This window comes from Paraburkholderia sp. Tr-20389 (assembly GCF_017104565.1).
GTDB lineage: Bacteria > Pseudomonadota > Gammaproteobacteria > Burkholderiales > Burkholderiaceae > Paraburkholderia.
Genome location: NZ_JAAGPD010000003.1, coordinates 238,971 through 256,463, shown reverse-complemented (window position 1 = coordinate 256,463; position 17,493 = coordinate 238,971). Strand labels below are relative to the sequence as shown.

Here is a 17,493-nt window from a genome sequence, read left to right as displayed (position 1 = left end):
CGGCTTGCCGCTCGGCAACGCGTCCAATCCGCCTGAACCTCAGATAAACGCAACCGACCGGTTGCGCCCTTGCCGCTTCGCGCTGTACAGCGCAGCATCCGCCTCGTTGATCAGCGCTTCGTAAGCCGGCACCCCGGCCCGCGCAGCCGCGCAGCCGACGCTCGCCGTCACGGGCACATCGACGCCCTGCACGTCGACGGGCGTTTCGCCGATCGTATTGCGGATCTTCTCCGCGACCAGCATCGCATCTTCCAGCGGCGTGCACGGCAGCAGCAACGCGAACTCCTCGCCGCCGAAGCGCCCGAACGTATCCTGCGCGCGCACCACGTGCGCGACCCGCTGCGCCATCTCCCGCAGCACCGTATCGCCGACCACGTGACCGAACTGGTCGTTGATCTTCTTGAAGTGATCGAGATCGAACAGCAGGATCGACAGTTCGCCGCCGTAGCGCTGCCAGCGCGTGTATTCGTCTCGCAGACGCGCTTCGAAATAGCGGCGGTTCGCGATGCCCGTGAGGCCGTCGCGGTCCGCATATTCCTGCAGCTTCGCGACGGCTTCTTCGCGCTCGCGCTGCATGATGCTCACATGCGTCACGTCGCACACCGTCACGCACACGGCCTCCACCTCGCGATCGCGCATGATCGGCATGAAGGTGCAGTCCTGCTGCATGAAATCGACGCCGCCAGTAATTGGCCGGTCGTGATCGAACTTGAACAGATAGGGGCGCTGCTCCCACGAACTGAACGCGAAGCTGCCCAGCTGGAACACGCTTTCGAGTTTGCGCGTGAGCCACACGCGCGGCAGTTCGGGAAAGCTCGAGAATATCGACTTGCCGACCACCTGCTCGGCCGACAGACCGCTGTGATCGTGCATGAAGCGATTCCACATCAGCACGTTCATCTGACGGTCGAGAACGAAAATGCCAAAGCCGACCCGTTCGACAACCAGGTCGCTCAGCGAGGGAAGCGGGGCATTCATATGCTGGAAAGCAGCGCGTCCAGCGCGGTGCTCAAATGACGGATCGAGTCTTCCGCCATCAGCATCACGAGGTGGGCGCGGAAACTCTGATCCTCTAACGCAAAATTCACTTCGACCAGCAACGCGACTTCCCACGCGAGAACGTTCGGCTGGAACACATCGTCGAGCGACATCGCCGAGCCGAGCAGGCCGGGCGCCGAAAACACGGGCGTGCGTCCGAGCTGGTCGAGAATGCACGACACGCACGCGCCCGTCAGGATGTTCGCGACGTCGAACACCAGTTCTTCCTGCGTGGTCGCTTCATAAGCCGACTTGGCGTACGGATCGCTCACGAGCGAGCAAAGCTGCTCGATGCTGCCGCTGCGGCAGATCACCAGCGCCTCGCCCTTGATGTCCGAGCGAAAGCCCTGTCGCACGGCGCTGACGGGCTCGTTGATCCCCGTCATCTCGCGCAGCGCCGGGGCTGCTTCGCGCACGGCCACCACCCGCACGCGCGGCACGGACAGCTCGATGAACGCATCCAGCAGCAGAGCGAGGCGCGTCGCGGCCTGGCCCATCGCCAGATTGGCGACCTCCTGCAGCGCGTCGCGCTGATCTTCGTTGAGGACTGGCTCAGACATACAACCCGTACTCCTTGAGGATGGGAAGCACCGCCTCGGTGGTCACGGGCTTCGGGATGAATGCCAGCGCGCCAAGCGCGCGCACGCGTTCCCTTGCCATCGGCTGGACATCGGCGGACACGACGATCACGAATGTGTTCAGGTCCTCGTGCTGCAGGGCCTCCAAAACCTGATAGCCCGTCATGTCGGGCATCGTCAGATCGAGAAACATCACCGACGCGCGCCCCTTGCGATAATGCTCGAGCGCTTCGCGGCCGTTGGACGCGTAGGTAATGTCGACGTCCCAATCCTGCGGCAAAGCCTTCGTGAGCACCTTGCGGGCAAGCAGCGAGTCATCGGCGATCACAATGGGCAAAGACATGGCGGCGGATTGGAAACGGAGTGGGCTCTTGCGTGTTAACGGCAGTGCCTGGGCGAACTTTAGCGCCCGCTCGCGCGATTGCGCGTCGGACCCGCCTGGACATGGGCAAACTCGCCAACCGGATCGATCGGCGCGAGCGATGCTGTGCGCACCGGACCGCGCGCGCCGCCGATGTGACGCGTGCGGCGCGTGGCGGCGGTCTGCACGCAATGGACGACGGATATGACCGGCATTTTCGAACCCTACCCCGTAGATAATTCTGCGGCGGCAAGACGGCGTTCATGGCTCCGTGGTGCCCCGCTGGTCTCCGCGAGGATCTTGTCGGCCTTGCATCACGTGCAATGCACCGTCCCTCGCGCGGAATTCACCCGATCATGGCGGGCTGATTATTTATCGTGGCGCAATTCTCGAAGCAAATTGGCGGAAAGGCAACTCGCCAGAAAGCATTCGACGAACGAATTTAACTCGATTTTGTCGGATTCGAGTAAAAACGTAAGCATTCGTCAGAAGAATGGTCGTACTTTTCCTTTTGTGTACGTTTGCGCTTCCAGATTCGTCGCTGATTTGCGAACTCGTATGACAAAAGCGGCGAAGCCGCGCCGCTTCTGCCGCGACGCGTCCTTTGTTGCATTGCGTGCGAGCAAAGCGCCCGCTTGAACCTATGATGAGAACTCACCCCTTTTTTACCGCCCGCCTGCGCGGCTTGAGCGATGACAGCTGACCGGTCCGATTCCGTCGACGTGAGCGCTCCCGACGAGCGCGCCGCCGGCGCGCGGCCCGACGAAGCGCTCTTTCCCGCCGTTCCCGAACAGAATTTCGCCGTTCGCCGCATGACGCTGATCGCGCTGCTGGTCGCTGCCGTCGTGGTGCCGTGCGTGTTCGTCGCGGCGATGGCGTTCAGCGATCTGCGCACGCGCGAAGCCGACGCGACCGACGTGACGCTGCGCACCGTGCGCGTCGCCGAAGAGCACGCACTGAAAGTGTTCGACATGAACGAGTCGCTCGACGCGCGCGTGGTCGATCTCGTTCAGGGACTCGACGACGACGGCATTCGCGAGCGCGAAGCCGCGATTCACGAGAAGCTTCAAACGATGGGCGGCGGCTATCCGCAGGTCGCGGCCGTCTCGATCTTCGGCCACGACGGTGTGTTGCTCGCGAGCAGCCGCTTTTATCCGGCACCCGCCGTGTCGATCGACCAGCGCGAAGATTTCGTCGGCATTCGTGACGGCCAGGTGCTCGAACATGTCTCGAAGGTAATGGTCGGGCATGTCGCGGGCGAGATCGTATTCAACACGGGCGTCGCGCGGCGCGCCGACGATGGCGCGTTTGCCGGCGTCGTGTCGGTGGCGCTGCGTCCCAGCTATTTCGCGGCGTTCTATCGCGAACTGCTGGGCGGCAACGATTCGCCGATGACGATGGCCCTCACACGCTCCGACGCCGCCGTGCTCGCGCGCTATCCCGTCGGTCCGCCGTCGAAGGTCGAAGAGCCCGTGCGACACAACGCGTACACCGACGCGCTCGCCGAAGGACGACGCGCAGGCGTCGTGCGGGTCCGCTCGACCGTCGACGGCGAAAGCCTGATCGTCGCGTTCCGCCGCGTCGGTTCGTATCCCGCTTACGTGGCCGTCGGCTATCGCACGTCGGCGATCTGGGCCGCGTGGTATCGCCATCTGAGTGTGCTGATCCTGTCGACGTTCGTGCCGTCCATCGTGCTGTGGTGCGTGATCTGGCTGTCGCTCAAGCGTCTCGGCGCCGAAGAGGAAGCGTGGGAGCGCTGGCAGGCGGAAGCATCGATGCGGCGTTCGATCGAATCCGCTTACCGGCAATCGCGCAAGATGGAAGCGCTCGGCAATCTCGTCGGCAGCGTCGCGCACGACTTCAACAATCTGCTGATGATCGTCTCGGCCAACGCGCAGATCGTGCGGCGCCGGGGCGCGGCGGCGTTCGATCGCGAGTTGTCCGCCATCGAGCGCGCGCTCAAGAGCGGGCAGTCGCTCACGAGACAGCTGCTCGGCGTGGCGCGCAAGCAGCCGCTGCGCAACGAAACGCTCGACGTCGAACGCTGGCTGCCCGGCTGCCGCGATCTGCTGCGTGCTTCGCTCGGCGCGAAGGTCGCGCTGGTGATGGACGTCGGCTCGGGCCTGTGGCCGATGCAGGTCGACGTCGCCGAACTCGAACTGGCGCTGATCAACGTCGCCGTCAACGCCCGCGATGCGATGCCGAACGGCGGCCGCTACACGGTGCGCGCGAACAACGTGAGCTTCAGACACGAAGACGGCTTCCCGATCACAGGCGACTTCGTGCAGCTTTCGCTGGAAGATACGGGAGTCGGGATGCCGCCCGACGTGCTGTCGCGCGCATTCGAGCCGCTCTTCACGACCAAGCCGAAGGGCATGGGCACGGGTCTCGGCCTGCCGCAGGTGTTCGCCTTCTGCGAGCGCTCAGGCGGACTCGCGGCGATCGACAGCGCCATCGGCGCGGGCACCTCGGTGCGGCTGTATCTGCCGCGCGCCACGCACGCGCCCGAAGTCGAGCGGCCCGCCGAACCCGTCGCGGAAGAAGCGGGGGCGCCGCATGGTTTGCGCATCCTGCTTGTCGAGGACAACGATGAAGTCGCGGCCGGCACGGAGGCGTTGCTGCAGATGATGGGCCACGAGGTCACCTGCGTGTTCAACGCCGACGCGGCGATGGAACGTTTCGACGCGGCGCATGCGAAGCAGAAGGACACGGGCGAGCCCTTTCCGTTCGACCTCGTGATTTCCGACATCCACATGCCGGGCAAGCTGAACGGCATCGATCTGGCTGAGCGCGTGCAGGCATTCGAAACGAAGCTTCCCGTGATTCTCGTGACCGGCTATGCGGAAGAACTCGAGCGCGCACGTCATGTCGATGCGCGCGTGTTGTCGAAGCCCTTCGATATCGCGCTGCTCGACAAATTCCTGCAGACCCTGCAGCGCGATCTCGCGCATCCGCCGACGCATCCCGCCGGCTAAGCGGCCGTTGCCGGGGATTACCAGCCATTTGTAAAAGCGCGCCATACGGTCGACGTGCCCACCCACGCGACGGCGTTGGGGCCGTCGCGGGCCGGCCGTCTCAGGACTTTCCCGCCAGTCCGCGCATGTGCAGCCCGGCATGAAGGTTGCGGCTTTCTCCGCATCGAGAGTGCAGCGGCGCGCCGCCGCACTCGTCCAGAACGCCACGGAGACAGACATGCGACACACCGTGATTGGTCTTTTCGACACCTACGCGCAAGCCGAAAGCGCGCGCAACATGCTCGTGCAGACCGGCTTCGCATCCAGCGACATCGAGTTGCAGGCGAACCCCGAAACGCCCGCCGATGCAGCCGCCGCGCATTCTCCCGGCGTCATCGCCAATATCGAACGATTCCTCTCAAGCCTGTTCTCGACGTCGGGCCCGACCGCGCCCGAAGCGGAGCGCTATACGGAAGCCGTGCGGCGCGGCGCCGTGCTCGTGGCGGTGAACGCCGCGAGCGAGTCGCATGCGGAACTCGCGCGCAACTCGCTGACCCGGTTCGGCGCCATCGAAGTGAGCGAGCGTGCGCCTGACGTCGACGCGCGCTCGTCGGAGACGCGAGCCGAAGCACGTCGCGAACATTCGGTGTTCGATGAACTCGGCATCGGCACGCCGGGAGCGACGCCGACGGCAGTGCAGCCGTCCAGCGACGCGCTGCTTGCCGAAGAAGAGGCTCGCAAGCGCGCGCGCATGGACGTGCTGCATGGCGTGCCGCCCGTCGACGAGACGTCGGCTGAAGCGCTCGCCGCCGCGAGTGCGCCGGGCGCCGGGGCGGTGATGCGCCCAGAGGTTCCGCATGTGTCCGCTGCGCGTGAGGACGATGTGGAACGGTCGGCGTCGGCGGTGCCCAACTATGGCGTACCCACGGGCAGCAACCGCCCGGCGGCGACTCAGGAGGACACGCCAGCGGCTGCCGCAATCGCGTCGGCGGGCATTGCAGGTTCAGGCGCCGTGATGACGCCCGACACCGCCGCACCCGCGCAAGCGATGCCGCAACAGGTGCCGGACGAGTTTCTCGAATACGAAGAGGACTTCCGCAGCCACTACGACTCGGAGTATGCGCACGAGGGATTGCGCTACGACGAGTACGTGCCGGCGTACCACTACGGCGCGACGATGGCTCGCGAGATTCGCTATCAGGACCGATCGTGGGACGAGGTCGAGCCGGAAGTGCAGAAGGACTGGGAACGCGAAAGTTCGGCGGGTATGGGCAGCTGGGAGCGGTTCAAGGCTGCTGTGCGGCATGGATGGGATCGGGTAACGGGGCATCCCGATCACCGTCGCTAGCATCGGCTAGCGTTGCGGCGCCTGATGTCAGGCGCCGCTTAGGTGCTTGCTCGCTCCGCGCGTTACCCGACGTGCCGCTTCACCCAGTCCACATATCGATCGACGAATTTCTGCAGGAATTTGCGTGTGTCGTCGTTCGTAATGTTGCCGTTCTCGTCGATCTGGCCGGCCGTATGCTTGATGAACATCTCAGGCTGGCTGAGCGTCGCGACGTCTAGATAGGAAAGCACGTTGCGTAGATGCTGTTGCGCGAGCGCCGTGCCCGTCGCGCCCGGCGACGTACCGATCACGGCGCCTGGCTTGCCGCCCCATACGTTGTGACCCCAAGGACGCGAACCCCAATCGAGCGCGTTTTTCAGCACGCCGGGCATAGAGCGGTTGTATTCGGGGGTCACGAATAGCAATCCGTTTGCAGCCTGGATTCGCTGTTTAAAGTTTCGTGCGACTTCTGGGAAGTCGTCGTCGTAATCCTGGCTATAGAGCGGGAGAGAGCCGATGTCGAGAAACTCGAAAGAAAAATCTGAAGGCGCGAGGGAAACCAACGCCTTCGCCAACTGGCGGTTGGTCGAGTCGCGGCGCAAGCTGCCGACGACGACTGCAATGTGATGGGCCATGTCTTCCTTCCTCGGTTGGCGCAATAGCGCGAAAAGGGGGTGCGACCTGTGAATCATAACGGTCGATGTGTCGCGTAGGCGGGCTGTTTTCCGACCCGGATATGACGCTTTTCTGGCGGGCAGTGGATAACTTGAGGGCCGCACAAGTTATCCACAGATTTTCTGGATAACCCTGTGGATAGGTCGAATCTTTGCCTTATCAATCAAGCGCATCGTCGGGCTGTCGCCCCGCGCAACAAACGGTGCGCGATATCGCTTGGCAGGACAGCTTCAGGTTGAACTTGTGGACAGGAGATTTTTCGAACTGATAGGAGGTGCCTCATGGTTCTCTTGGTTGTCTGATGCCGAAGCGAGAACCGTTGTGAACCGATCGGGAGGAATTGATCATGAGCTTGGACCATTCAGGCAAATCGCATGACGAAGCGTTTGCCGTGCGGAAGCAGCACAAGCCGCGCTCGCTGGAACAGCCGGGCGGCGAGATGGCCGTAGAAGGCACGCAGGCGGACGAAACTCACAGCTGCGGCGAGCTTTCCGAGCGAGGAAAACAGGTGTGGCGCACGGGTAGTGGACTTGATGGCGGCGGCAAAACCTGAGCTTGCGGTCTTGCGCACGGCATCATAAAAAGGGCGCTCGCGGCGCCCTTTTCCTCGTCTAGCGCTCAGATGGCGGTATATCGCGATAACGCTCCAGATAGCCGCCATGTGCGACGTTGTCGACGCCGACGGGGTGTCGCTCGGAAGATGCTGGGTGTTTTCCAAGCATCGCCGTTGGACGAATCGGACGATGTTGAAAGTTTCCCCCGCAGTTGGGACAGACGTTCTGCAAAGCGGCGAGCGCGCAGTTCTCACAAAACGTACATTCAAAGCTGCAGATCATTGCATCGTTGGCGTTTGGCGGCAGCGCCTTGCCGCATCCTTCACATGACGGTCTGAGTTCAAGCATGCTGGTCTCCGGAGTCAGTACGATCGCCGAAGTGTAGGGAAATCGACACCGGCAAAAAGGTCAGCCCGGCGTCAATTCCTGCCAGGCCGGCTAATCGGATCGAGCTGCCACGCAGTGATTTGCTTATGCGAATTTATCGGTTCGTGCCGGTTGACGCCCGGCTTATCGTTGAGCGCAATCGGTCCATGTTGCGTCCGTTTTCGCTATATCGCATCCGCCTATGTCTCAACATCGCACGTTCACACGCCGAGCCTTCCTGGCGGGAGCCGGCGCACTCCTGGCCTCGGCCGCGCTTCCTTCATTCGCGGACAGCCGTGCAAAAGAAATCCGCATCGGATATCAAAAGGCCGCGAGCACGCTAGTGCTCTTGAAGGCGCATGGAACGCTTGAAAGGCGTTTCGCTGCGCAGGGCGTCAATGTGAAATGGACTGAATTTCCAGCAGGCCCGCAGTTGCTCGAAGGACTGAACGTCGGTTCGATCGACTTCGGTTATGTGGGGGAGGCGCCGCCCGTTATCGCACAGGCCGCTGGCGCCAATTTCGTCTACACCGCGTATGAGATTCCGACGCCGCAAGCCGAGGGCATCCTCGTTCATCGCGATGCCCCGATTCAATCCGTTGCGGACCTGAAAGGGAAGCGTGTGGCGTTCAACAAGGGCTCCGACGTTCACTGGTTTCTCGTCGCTGCGTTGCAGAAAGCCGGTGTGAAATACACCGACATTCAAACTGTTTTTTTGCCGCCCGCCGATGCGCGCGCAGCATTCGAACGCGGTGCAATCGATGCATGGGCCATTTGGGATCCGTTCCTCGAAGCAGCAAAGCGGCAGTCGAATGCAAGACTCTTGACCGACGGTACGGGCATCGTCAATCACCATCAGTTCTTTCTTAGCGCGCGCACCTTCGCGCAACAGAACGGTGAGCTAGTCGATGCCGTCGTGACTGAAGTCGGGAAGGAAGGTGCGTGGGTTCGCGAGCACTACGCAGAAGCAGCGGCGCAGCTCGCGCCGATTCAGGGGCTCGACGCGAATGTCATCGAAGCGGGCCTTCGACACTACGCGCATGTCTACAAACCAATCGATGCTGGTGTGCTGGCCGAACAGCAGAAAATCGCCGACGCGTTCACCGAACTCCGCATCATCCCGACAAAGATCGTGACGAAGGAAGCGGTTCTCGGCGCGAAGGCTTGAGAGCGTCTGTTTGATCGAGCGCGCGTGACGGTCATCCGCCGCCGCGCGCGTTGTTGTTTCTATTTCGCCGGAGCGGCAAACAGAACCTTCACATTCTCCGGCGGGCGACCGATGACTGCGCGCCCATCGCGGACGACGATCGGGCGTTGAAGCAGGATCGGATTCGCGGCCATCGCTTCGTATAGCTGATCGTCGGTCAACGAGGTGTCAGCAAGGCCCAGTTCCTTATAGACCGGCTCCGAGTCGCGGATCATTTCGCGGACCGTGCTGCCCAGCATCCGGTTCAGTTCCTTGAGTTGCGCCACGGATAGCGGTGTCCGAAGGTACTCGACGATCTCGACAGGTTCATTCGACGGGTTGTAGACGCCGTTGATGAGTTCGCATGCGCCGCGAGATTTCGAGCAGCGCGGGTTGTGATAGATCGTGATCATGGCCGGTATGTCGATGTGAGAAGGTGCTGGGATTTTAGCGGCTGTGGTCGGGCGATGTTGTGGTCGTATGTGGGGCTTGTGATTCGCCCGGTGATGATGCGTTGGTCCCACGCATGACATAGTCGACGCTTGCGCTTCGGCGGCCGGCAGCGCGTCGATGGGCTTTCTCTAGCGGGGTGTCCCGCATCCGACTTCGTCGCTCGCTCCCGCTCTTGCCGCTGCTTTGCGCGCGGTCGAATTTATGCGCATAAAGGTGCTGGCGATCCCGTCGATTGCATCTCCGCCCACTGCGCTCACCAACGTTATGCGCATAAACCGACCTCGCCTTCGAGTTGGCTGCGCTACGAAGGCCGCGTAGATACAAAGCTGAGGTAGTGCCACTCGAGTCCCTGCTACGCAGCCAGCGACGCGGTCAATTCAGACGCCCGGAACAATCGGCTGCCGCCCCCGGATTCACACTCAACTTAACCCCACCCGCTTTATGCGCATAAAGCCGTGTGCAAACGGCCTATAACCGTTGCATCTAACCAAAAATGTTTGAATTACAAAATCATCAAGGTAAAATTCAGCGGCGTCCAAAAAGAGGAGGTGAACATTGGCAGCAGAAATCATCGCAGTGACACAACAGAAGGGCGGGGTCGGTAAGAGCACAATTGCGATGCACCTCGGCGCAGCCTTCCATGAACGCGGGAAGCGCGTTCTCGTCGTCGATGCTGACGGCCAAAACACTCTCATCCACTGGGCCAGCGCAGCCTCGGATAGCGACTCCGGCATCCCTTTTCCAGTCGTCAATCTCTCCGAGGCCGGCGCGCAAATCCATCGCGAGATCAAGAAGTTCGTCGCCGACTACGACCTGATCGTCGTCGACTGCCCGCCGTCGATCACAGAGAAGGTCTCGGGCGTCGTTCTCCTCGCCGCGACCGTCGCAGTCATTCCGACGTCCTCGTCGCCGGCGGACTACTGGTCGAGCGTAGGTCTCGTCAAGCTGGTCCAACAGGCGCAGGTCATGAACGAGGATCTGCGTGCTGTCTTCCTCCTCAACAAGACCGAAGAGAAGCGAATGCTGACCCGCGAGCTGAAACGCGCGTTGGAGGAACTCGGCTTCCCGCTTCTACGCACTCAGATTCCCACGCGCGAGGCGTACAAACAGGCAATGGCGCTCGGTCAGACGGTCTTGCAGATGAATGATCGGGGCGCCAAGCTCGCCAGCCTCGAGATTCGCGCATGCGCCGACGAGATCGCCGCCCTGCTTCCCTGAATTTATGCGCATAAAGGTACCTGAATGAAACCGTCCCAATTCGCCAAAGGCTTCCAGGCTCGCCCCGATTCGACCAGCAGCGAAAAGCGCACGGCACTCGACCGGCTCAATGCGATCGACGGCCTGGTGCAAAACGCGCCGAAGAACGCGAACATCGCCGCATTCAAGAGTCCCGCTGCGCCGTCGCCCTTGCCCAGCGAAGCCGAAGCGGGGGATGTTGCAAACGAGACGATTGAATACCGCACCTGGCGTGCCGAGCACGGTTATCGTCCGGGGCAGATCATCGAACTGCCGCTGAAGGCGATCAAACCGAGCCCGTTCAATCCGCGCTACTTCTACGTCAAGTCGTCGATCGCCGAACTCGCTGTCAACCTTGCGAAGCAAGGCCAGCAGCAGGCTATCCATGTCATCCCCGATTACGACAATCCGGGCAGCTACTTCGTCAGCGATGGTGGCAGACGTGTTCGCGCGTTAAAGGAAGCCAACAAGGAGACGGTGAAGGCGCTCGTCGTCGATCTGCCGATCGGAATTCAGAGCTACAAGCTCGGCTACGATCTCAACGTCCAGCGCGATTCGCAGACCGTCTTCGATAACGCGGTCGTCTGGCGCCGCTTCCTGGACGAAAAACACTTCCAGAGCCAGAAGGAACTCGCCGAGCATCTCGGCCTTGATGAGTCGACCATCGCCGTCGCGCTGTCGATTGCGAAATTGCCAGAGCCCGTGATGCAGGAGATGGTCGCGCGAGCGGACCGCTTCGGTTCGAACATGGCGTATCAGGTCGGCCGTTATCACTCGGCGCGCGGCACGGACTCCACGCTGCGCCTCATCAACAAGATTCTCTCCGACGATCTGAGCACCCGCCAGGTCGCAGACATCGTGAAGGGAAGGGCGACGGCGCAGGAAAGCGCCAAGCCGGCGGGACGCCAGCGTTACGCCCAGCGGCTGGATATCAAGTTGGGTGGTGTGTCCGTGGGCGACTTGAAGTCATACGGCGACGATCGCCTCGAACTGAAGCTGCGTGGCTTGTCGCGTGACAAGCGCGATGACATTCTCAGACAGATCGAGCAGATGCTGTCCGACCCGTCGTAACGAGCAGGAAAAATAGCGCGCCGATCACGGCGCGCTTCATCGAAATCAGGCAGCTCGCGATTGACTCAACGTGAACGCGAGCAGATCGCCGTCCGTCGGCTCGCCCCAGGTTTTGCGCGCGAGCCAATCGAAGAATGCGGTTTCCGTCAGCTTCGACTCGAGACCGCGCCGGCGCCAATCGTCACGCATGTGCGCGCCGAGACCCGGCAATTCGTCTTCCTCGAATGAGTGCCGCGCCACCTCGCGCTCCGCCTCACCTTGCTCTTCGTACAGTGCCTGCGCTTCCTTGCGCCGATATGCCATGTACTCGCCCAGTAGCCGAGCCTTCGCATCGTCCGCGGGCGCCCCGGCAAGCGCCTTGCCAGCGGGCGTCGAGGGCAACGCCTCGACAGGCGGTGCATAGCCCTTCTTCAGCGCATCCTTGAAGAGCGCAGGCGCGCTGCGTACGGGCGGCAGCGTCGTACTGCGCATCCGCTGCTCCGTCATTTGCAGGGCCGCACGAATCCGGTTTTCCTCACTGTCCGCGTAAAGCGTCTGCGCTTCCTTCAAAGGAATACCGATCTTCACCATCCGGTCGACCAGGGTACTGTCGAACACGTTTGGATGCTCGTCGAGCGCAAGCATCGGCTGCTTGCGCTCGGTTACCCGGAACTGGATTTCGGCGACCCGCCGACCTTCGCGATGTTCAATCAGTTCAACGAAGATATTCGTGACGGCATTCACTTCCGCGATCGCGGGACGCAGATAATCGCGCTTGAAGTACTTGTATTCGCGCTTGGCTTCATCGCCGGCTTCCGTGTCGGGGGTGCCCGACAGGATGGGCCGCCACCATTCCCAAGCCTCGCGCATCGTCAGATGGCTCGGATTGGTCAGATAGCGCACACAGATTTCGTACAGTGCCAGCCCCGCGCTACTGCGCAACTGGCTTTGGAACTGCAGGCTCAAGCGTGCGTACTGCACGGGATCGAGCAGCTTCTTCTTGATCTTGGGCGCAAATGAAAACTCGACCCAGACACGACGCGTTGCCGGATCTTCGAGAATTTCGGCGTCGGCGATCAGGGTTGAGATGCCCCACTTCCGGCCGGGTTTCTGACTCGACGAACCCTGACTCCACTCGACCTGCACGGAGACCATGCGACGCAGGTGCTCCTTCACGAGAGCCGTGTCGTTCGAATCGAATGCGGAGTTGGCGACAATGTCGGACAGCAGCGCGCGATAGGTGTCACCCGCCTCGTCTGCTTGCTGCGCGACCGTCAGCAAGACGTTGAACAGTTTGCGGGTGAGTAGCGTGATCTTGCCGCTCTTGGGCTGAATAGCGATCGCCTCGACGGCTTTGCGCAATTCGGCGGAGCTAGGGCTCACCACATCGGTTTTTTTCGCGCGCTTCGTGGCCATGCGTCGAGTCGAGAAGAGATTTGGCGAAAGGATACCGGCTGCGGTGATGCGCGTCTATAGCACCCGTCTCACCTACCTTGGGTGAAATCGGGCTGCGACGACGAACTCACCAGGAGATGGTCCCGAAAACACTCACCTTTCGGTGTGAGAAGGGTTTCGCGAAGGTCTTGATGGTTGTGGGCCAGGTCTTTATCACGTGAAATTCCACCTTGAGGCCGCCGATTATTTGCTTCCCGAAATTACTCACCTTTGGGGACGTCGCAAATACACGACGCGATTTCAGCGTTTCAATTCGTACGCCGGCAAATCCTGAGATCCGCGGAAGAGGGCATTTCCTCGCCGGCCTTGCGCCAACTCTCTCCGCGACCGCAATCGAGGCGCTCGAGCACGCACCGCGACGGGCGTTCAAAGGCGCTGCGGCCGCTCTTTCGTCCATTCGTCAACTAGATGGGGCGCCGAAAAGTCCGACCTTGTGTACCCACATCCTAAGAAAAAACGGATAGCAGTCCACAAGCGGCGCCGCCTCCTTGATAACCACTTGCAATATCAGCGCGGGGGCTCCCGAATATCCTCACCTAAGCGATGCCCCGAACCGACGACTGTCGCGACTTCCGGCCCCAACCAGAAATTTAACGTGGAAATTTGCTCCCGAATATCCTCACCTGCAACCCCGTGATGCCCTGGAACGACCAAGCGTCGCACATCATAAAAGCGATCCCGGATATCCTCACCTTTGCATTGAAAGCGATGAAATGTTAATAAAAATAATGACTTAGCACACAGCACCAGAAAGCAAGGTCAACCAGGCAGAACACCTGGATTCCCGAATACGCTCACCTTTCAGCGACCCGTGCGAAAAAAAATGCGCGACTTCTGTGCAATTCAATCCCCCGAAACTTCTCACCTTTCCCAGAATTGTGTCGTGAGCGATCAATCCCGGTATCCGCGCCCGATTGGGATGTCGCGGCCATCCCCGCCCAAAATAGTCCTGTATTTCCTCACCTTTCGCGCAGAAATGGCGTGATTACGCTCCCGCACAATCTCACCTTTGGACTTTTACGCGCCCATTTCTGGCCCAGGATATGCATACCGTACCGAGTCCCGAATCCCCTCACCTAAGCCGAGTACATGCCAAAAATCAGCCTGTTTGCATTCCGCTGCACGGCAGCGGCGTCCCGTAAAGCCTCACCTTTGAGGATTTCCGACCGCGTAGCGATGCCCAAATGCCTCACAGACCCCGAAAAGTCTCACCTTCGATTCCGTTTTCTTCCCGTGAACGCTCACCAAGCACCAGGCGAGCCGTCCAAAACGGCCAAAAACCCGGTCGATCGGCTGTCCTGAACCCGCTCACCTCGCGTTAACCCGGTTCGAACGAGCCTGCTCAACGTATACGGGGCGCAAACGGGCGTTACGTCCCGAAAACGCTCACCTTTGAGCAAAGCCAATATTCGTACCGCTCCCGAAGCCACTCACGTTCTTTCCCGACGCGGCTCACCGACATCCCCGAACCCCATCACTGCTTCGTCCCGCCAAAGCTCACCATCATTCCCGAAAAGCTTCACCTGATCGGTCGCAAAGCCTTATCCTGTAAGGGTTCCGCTTGGCGTTAACGTTTTTAACTAAGGTTCAAAGGTGTTTACTTTTATTACTCTCAAGCAAAGAGCCCCGAGAGCTTTCCAAAACACAGCCACAACCTCCTCATCTACGCCAATACGCGCGTGAAACAGTGCCAAAACAACGCTGGATCCGATAAATGTCTTGGTTAACAATAAGTTAGAGTGGTTTCTTCGATTTGTTTCACGTTCTTGTGAGCAGATCGACACTGCGATGACCCATTCAGCAGGTTTCCCCTCTTCGTTGCACGAACGATCCACCTGAACTCAAAAAACGTATCGAATACTACGTAAATTGTTATGATTCTTCGAATGACAGTAGATCCGAGGCAAGAATGAATCTGGACGAAGAACGCCAAGCCATCCGAAGAGAACTCGATGCGTTGCGTACAAACGGCGCCCGCCGACAAGAACTGTCGCTGCATGCATGCAAGCGGCTTTTCTTTGATCTCGGCATTCGCCCGTCGATGGCGGCGGTGCGTGACCTTACGCAAACAGGTAGTGCGAGCGACATTCCGAAAGACATCGACACGTTTTGGGAGCGCATCCGTTCCGCGTCGCGTGTGAAGGTCGGTGCCGGCGCTATTCCAAAAGCGCTGGAAGAACGTGCGGGCGAACTGTTGGGGGCGTTATTCGAAGACGCACTAGTACAAGCACGAGCGTCGCTCGACGAAGAACGACAGGAAATCCAAACGCTGCGAGCGGCCGCCGAACGCGGCTCGCAAGAAGGCCAGATTCGAAAGGAAATTTCTGAGGAAGCAATACAGCGCAGCGAAGCTCGCGCCGATGCCGCTTGGGAACGCGTACGCGCTCTTGAGACTCAGCTTGCTTCCGCCAATTCCAGCGAATCGGCCAATCAGCAAGGTTTGAAATCCACCGTGCGTCGCCTCGACGCCGAGAACGAATCACTACGCAAGCGCCTGGATGCGGAGCAATCGACGAATGCCGGCTTACGCGACCGGCTCGATGCGTTGCACGGCGAGATGCGGCAAAACGCCGAGCACTACGCGCAGCAGATCAAGGATGCCGTGGCGGAAGCAGAACGTCGCGTCAAACCGATGCTCGTCGAACTGGATTCGTTACGCGCAATGGCGGCGACCTATCAAGCGGGCGTCAGGGACGCGAGCCGAAAAGAATTCGATTTCATCCAGCAGCTAGCCGCGGCAAAAGCACGCGGCGATCGGCTCGACGGACAATTGCGCGAACAATCGGATGAACTCGATCTCCTGACGCGCCAGATGACTGCGCTGCGCGCACAACAAGGTATCGATCCCGTCGTCGCGCAGTTGGTCTGTCAGTTGGCGAGCGCCGGCCGGTTGAGCACGGAGGAATTGGAGTTGATCGGCACGGCTGTCGACGGACATGTTTCCGTACCCACGCAGTGTCCGAAGTGCGCTGAGGGTGAGCCGGAGCTGTCTCAGGTGGATCACCACTACGAATTGCTTTGTCCGGAATGCGATCACACGTCCGGAACCGGCGATTCCAGGCTCGCGGCCGTGACGCGCTTTATGTCAACGGCGCAAACCTCGGCCTTGCCCTGATCGAAAACGACGCAGAAACGTGTATTGGTGAGCGTTTACGGGACCGCACGGGTGAAGGTTTACGGGAGCCGTCTAACCGTCGCCCCGCGCGCCGTCGTGATCTTCAGACGGCGCCGACGCTTCAGCGAGTCGCAGGTCGCCGTCGAATTTTTCCTGTTCACTCCAGATTTTCCACGCACGGTGCAGTCGGTTCGCGGAAACAGCTTGCGCGAATCCAAGCCACTGTCCGACAACGTCCACTTCCATGCCGCTCTCGAACAGGTCGGCTGCAAACGAGTTGCGCAACGTATGCGGACTCGCGCGTGCTTCGCGCGACTGTCCGAATCCGGCTGCATCGACCAGTGCATCGACGGCCCGGAGCATCGTCGCCTTGTGCATCGGACGTCCCGACGGCGACGCGGGGAAGACCAGTTCGCCTGGTAGTTCGGCCTGTTTGCGTTCATCGAGCCACGCGTCGAGCACCGACACGGCGAACGGTGCGAGTCGCGTCCTGCGGGTGAACAATGGATTCGTCGCTTCGATCACGACCCACGGCGAGCCCGGTGTCACGCAACTCATCGAAAGCGTTCGAGCCTCCCCGGTCTTGATCCCACCGCCGAGAAATACGGCAATCAACGCCCGGTCGCGCCGCTCGCGCCAGCGTTGCGCCGACGACAGATTGGTTACCGGCGAAAACAGATAGGCGATCAATGCCGAACGTTCCGCGATAGTGAGAAATCCAGTTGGCTCGTTGTCGCGTGCATTGCGCCATTCCGCTTCGCCATCCTGAGCAATGAATCGGGCCGGATTGGTCGACGCCAGTTCGATCTCGCGCACGTGATCGAGCACACGCTCGATCAACCGCAGATAACGGGCACGCTGCGGTTTTCGAATCGACAAACCACCGACGAACTCTGCAATCGAGCGCATATCGACGGTCACAAGATTCTTGTGACGCGCCTGCAGCCACTCGAGAAAAAGCCCCCACTGCGCGCGATACACCTCCGCCGAAGAGTTGCGGAAGTTTTGTCCGGCGAGCCAGGCATCGAACGCGGTGCGCGGATCGATGAGCCAGTCCTGACGTTCACGGTCGAATAGATCGGCTTCAGCGACAACCGGCGACGAATCAGCAGAGCCAACAGGATCGGTTGAGGCCATAGTCTGTT

Annotated in this window: 16 protein-coding genes; 7 read left to right on the top strand and 9 right to left on the bottom strand. The window is 60.7% G+C overall.

All coding sequences use genetic code 11. The annotated features are described in order from the left end of the window. Positions 1 to 39: 39 nt before the first annotated feature. From G3N95_RS06965 to G3N95_RS06950, 4 genes are read right to left on the bottom strand one after another with little or no spacing between them, the layout of a single operon-like run. The gene (locus G3N95_RS06965; RefSeq protein ID WP_205969268.1) at positions 40 to 978 is read right to left on the bottom strand and encodes a diguanylate cyclase; all 939 of its coding nucleotides are present in this window, start codon (positions 976 to 978) and stop codon (positions 40 to 42) included. Continuing rightward, positions 975 to 1,598 carry a chemotaxis protein CheC gene (locus tag G3N95_RS06960; protein WP_205969267.1) on the bottom strand — a complete coding sequence of 208 codons (624 nt, stop codon included), beginning with the start codon at positions 1,596 to 1,598 and terminating at the stop codon, positions 975 to 977. Before G3N95_RS06960 ends, G3N95_RS06965 begins: the two co-directional genes overlap by 4 nt. Further along, positions 1,591 to 1,959, bottom strand: coding sequence for a response regulator (locus tag G3N95_RS06955; protein WP_028366793.1), 369 nt, complete (start codon positions 1,957 to 1,959; stop codon positions 1,591 to 1,593). The genes G3N95_RS06960 and G3N95_RS06955 overlap by 8 nt, the downstream gene beginning before the upstream one ends. Positions 1,960 to 2,018: 59 nt before the next feature. Continuing rightward, positions 2,019 to 2,192: a hypothetical protein gene (locus G3N95_RS06950; RefSeq protein WP_205969266.1), complete on the bottom strand. Its 174-nt coding sequence runs from the start codon at positions 2,190 to 2,192 to the stop codon at positions 2,019 to 2,021. A 477-nt stretch (positions 2,193 to 2,669) separates the two neighbouring features. Between G3N95_RS06950 and G3N95_RS06945 the strand changes: the two genes are divergently transcribed. Both G3N95_RS06945 and G3N95_RS06940 read left to right on the top strand, forming a co-directional pair. Further along, complete coding sequence (locus G3N95_RS06945; RefSeq protein WP_205969265.1) at positions 2,670 to 4,952, top strand: hybrid sensor histidine kinase/response regulator; 2,283 nt, start codon at positions 2,670 to 2,672, stop codon at positions 4,950 to 4,952. Positions 4,953 to 5,169: 217 nt separating this feature from the next. Then, complete coding sequence (locus G3N95_RS06940) at positions 5,170 to 6,279, top strand: hypothetical protein (RefSeq protein ID WP_205969264.1); 1,110 nt, start codon at positions 5,170 to 5,172, stop codon at positions 6,277 to 6,279. A 62-nt stretch (positions 6,280 to 6,341) separates the two neighbouring features. Here G3N95_RS06940 and G3N95_RS06935 read toward each other — a convergent pair whose 3' ends face one another. After that, on the bottom strand, positions 6,342 to 6,893 hold the full coding sequence (locus G3N95_RS06935; protein WP_205969263.1) for an NADPH-dependent FMN reductase: 552 nt from the start codon (positions 6,891 to 6,893) through the stop codon (positions 6,342 to 6,344). Between the two features lie 386 nt (positions 6,894 to 7,279). On the opposite strand from G3N95_RS06935, the gene G3N95_RS06930 reads away from it, so the two are divergent. Next, positions 7,280 to 7,486 carry a hypothetical protein gene (locus tag G3N95_RS06930; RefSeq protein WP_205969262.1) on the top strand — a complete coding sequence of 69 codons (207 nt, stop codon included), beginning with the start codon at positions 7,280 to 7,282 and terminating at the stop codon, positions 7,484 to 7,486. A 58-nt stretch (positions 7,487 to 7,544) separates the two neighbouring features. Here the strand turns inward: G3N95_RS06930 and G3N95_RS06925 are convergent, their stop codons facing one another. Beyond that, on the bottom strand, positions 7,545 to 7,835 hold the full coding sequence (locus tag G3N95_RS06925) for a DUF1272 domain-containing protein (protein ID WP_205969261.1): 291 nt from the start codon (positions 7,833 to 7,835) through the stop codon (positions 7,545 to 7,547). Between the two features lie 220 nt (positions 7,836 to 8,055). Here G3N95_RS06925 and G3N95_RS06920 point away from each other — a divergent pair, with 220 nt between their 5' ends. Beyond that, positions 8,056 to 9,021 (top strand): sulfonate ABC transporter substrate-binding protein, encoded by a 966-nt coding sequence (locus tag G3N95_RS06920; protein WP_205969260.1) that lies wholly within the window; start codon positions 8,056 to 8,058, stop codon positions 9,019 to 9,021. A 59-nt stretch (positions 9,022 to 9,080) separates the two neighbouring features. Here the strand turns inward: G3N95_RS06920 and arsC are convergent, their stop codons facing one another. Then, entirely contained in the window at positions 9,081 to 9,452 is a 372-nt protein-coding gene (gene arsC, locus G3N95_RS06915) for an arsenate reductase (glutaredoxin) (RefSeq protein ID WP_205969259.1), read from the bottom strand. Between the two features lie 595 nt (positions 9,453 to 10,047). On the opposite strand from arsC, the gene parA reads away from it, so the two are divergent. Beyond that, a complete protein-coding gene (parA, locus tag G3N95_RS06910) occupies positions 10,048 to 10,710 on the top strand; it encodes a ParA family partition ATPase (RefSeq protein ID WP_012403445.1) in 663 nt (220 codons plus the stop codon). 24 nt (positions 10,711 to 10,734) lie between these two features. Beyond that, complete coding sequence (locus tag G3N95_RS06905; RefSeq protein WP_205969258.1) at positions 10,735 to 11,799, top strand: ParB/RepB/Spo0J family partition protein; 1,065 nt, start codon at positions 10,735 to 10,737, stop codon at positions 11,797 to 11,799. A gap of 45 nt (positions 11,800 to 11,844) precedes the next feature. Here the strand turns inward: G3N95_RS06905 and G3N95_RS06900 are convergent, their stop codons facing one another. After that, complete coding sequence (locus G3N95_RS06900) at positions 11,845 to 13,194, bottom strand: replication initiation protein (protein WP_205969257.1); 1,350 nt, start codon at positions 13,192 to 13,194, stop codon at positions 11,845 to 11,847. 1,948 nt (positions 13,195 to 15,142) lie between these two features. Here G3N95_RS06900 and G3N95_RS06895 point away from each other — a divergent pair. Further along, positions 15,143 to 16,348 carry a DNA-binding protein gene (locus G3N95_RS06895; RefSeq protein ID WP_205969256.1) on the top strand — a complete coding sequence of 402 codons (1,206 nt, stop codon included), beginning with the start codon at positions 15,143 to 15,145 and terminating at the stop codon, positions 16,346 to 16,348. 72 nt (positions 16,349 to 16,420) lie between these two features. Here G3N95_RS06895 and G3N95_RS06890 read toward each other — a convergent pair whose 3' ends face one another. Further along, on the bottom strand, positions 16,421 to 17,485 hold the full coding sequence (locus G3N95_RS06890; protein WP_205969255.1) for a tyrosine-type recombinase/integrase: 1,065 nt from the start codon (positions 17,483 to 17,485) through the stop codon (positions 16,421 to 16,423). Between the last annotated feature and the right edge of the window lie 8 nt (positions 17,486 to 17,493).

What these genes read in the sequence shown, in the direction of transcription:
- G3N95_RS06965 (WP_205969268.1), bottom strand. Translation starts at nt 978, where the DNA reads ATGAATGCCCCGCTTCCCTCGCTGAGCGACCTGGTTGTCGAACGGGTC.
- G3N95_RS06960 (WP_205969267.1), bottom strand. Translation starts at nt 1,598, where the DNA reads ATGTCTGAGCCAGTCCTCAACGAAGATCAGCGCGACGCGCTGCAGGAG.
- G3N95_RS06955 (WP_028366793.1), bottom strand. Translation starts at nt 1,959, where the DNA reads ATGTCTTTGCCCATTGTGATCGCCGATGACTCGCTGCTTGCCCGCAAG.
- G3N95_RS06950 (WP_205969266.1), bottom strand. Translation starts at nt 2,192, where the DNA reads ATGCCGGTCATATCCGTCGTCCATTGCGTGCAGACCGCCGCCACGCGC.
- G3N95_RS06945 (WP_205969265.1), top strand. Translation starts at nt 2,670, where the DNA reads ATGACAGCTGACCGGTCCGATTCCGTCGACGTGAGCGCTCCCGACGAG.
- G3N95_RS06940 (WP_205969264.1), top strand. Translation starts at nt 5,170, where the DNA reads ATGCGACACACCGTGATTGGTCTTTTCGACACCTACGCGCAAGCCGAA.
- G3N95_RS06935 (WP_205969263.1), bottom strand. Translation starts at nt 6,893, where the DNA reads ATGGCCCATCACATTGCAGTCGTCGTCGGCAGCTTGCGCCGCGACTCG.
- G3N95_RS06930 (WP_205969262.1), top strand. Translation starts at nt 7,280, where the DNA reads ATGAGCTTGGACCATTCAGGCAAATCGCATGACGAAGCGTTTGCCGTG.
- G3N95_RS06925 (WP_205969261.1), bottom strand. Translation starts at nt 7,835, where the DNA reads ATGCTTGAACTCAGACCGTCATGTGAAGGATGCGGCAAGGCGCTGCCG.
- G3N95_RS06920 (WP_205969260.1), top strand. Translation starts at nt 8,056, where the DNA reads ATGTCTCAACATCGCACGTTCACACGCCGAGCCTTCCTGGCGGGAGCC.
- arsC (WP_205969259.1), bottom strand. Translation starts at nt 9,452, where the DNA reads ATGATCACGATCTATCACAACCCGCGCTGCTCGAAATCTCGCGGCGCA.
- G3N95_RS06905 (WP_205969258.1), top strand. Translation starts at nt 10,735, where the DNA reads ATGAAACCGTCCCAATTCGCCAAAGGCTTCCAGGCTCGCCCCGATTCG.
- G3N95_RS06900 (WP_205969257.1), bottom strand. Translation starts at nt 13,194, where the DNA reads ATGGCCACGAAGCGCGCGAAAAAAACCGATGTGGTGAGCCCTAGCTCC.
- G3N95_RS06895 (WP_205969256.1), top strand. Translation starts at nt 15,143, where the DNA reads ATGAATCTGGACGAAGAACGCCAAGCCATCCGAAGAGAACTCGATGCG.
- G3N95_RS06890 (WP_205969255.1), bottom strand. Translation starts at nt 17,485, where the DNA reads ATGGCCTCAACCGATCCTGTTGGCTCTGCTGATTCGTCGCCGGTTGTC.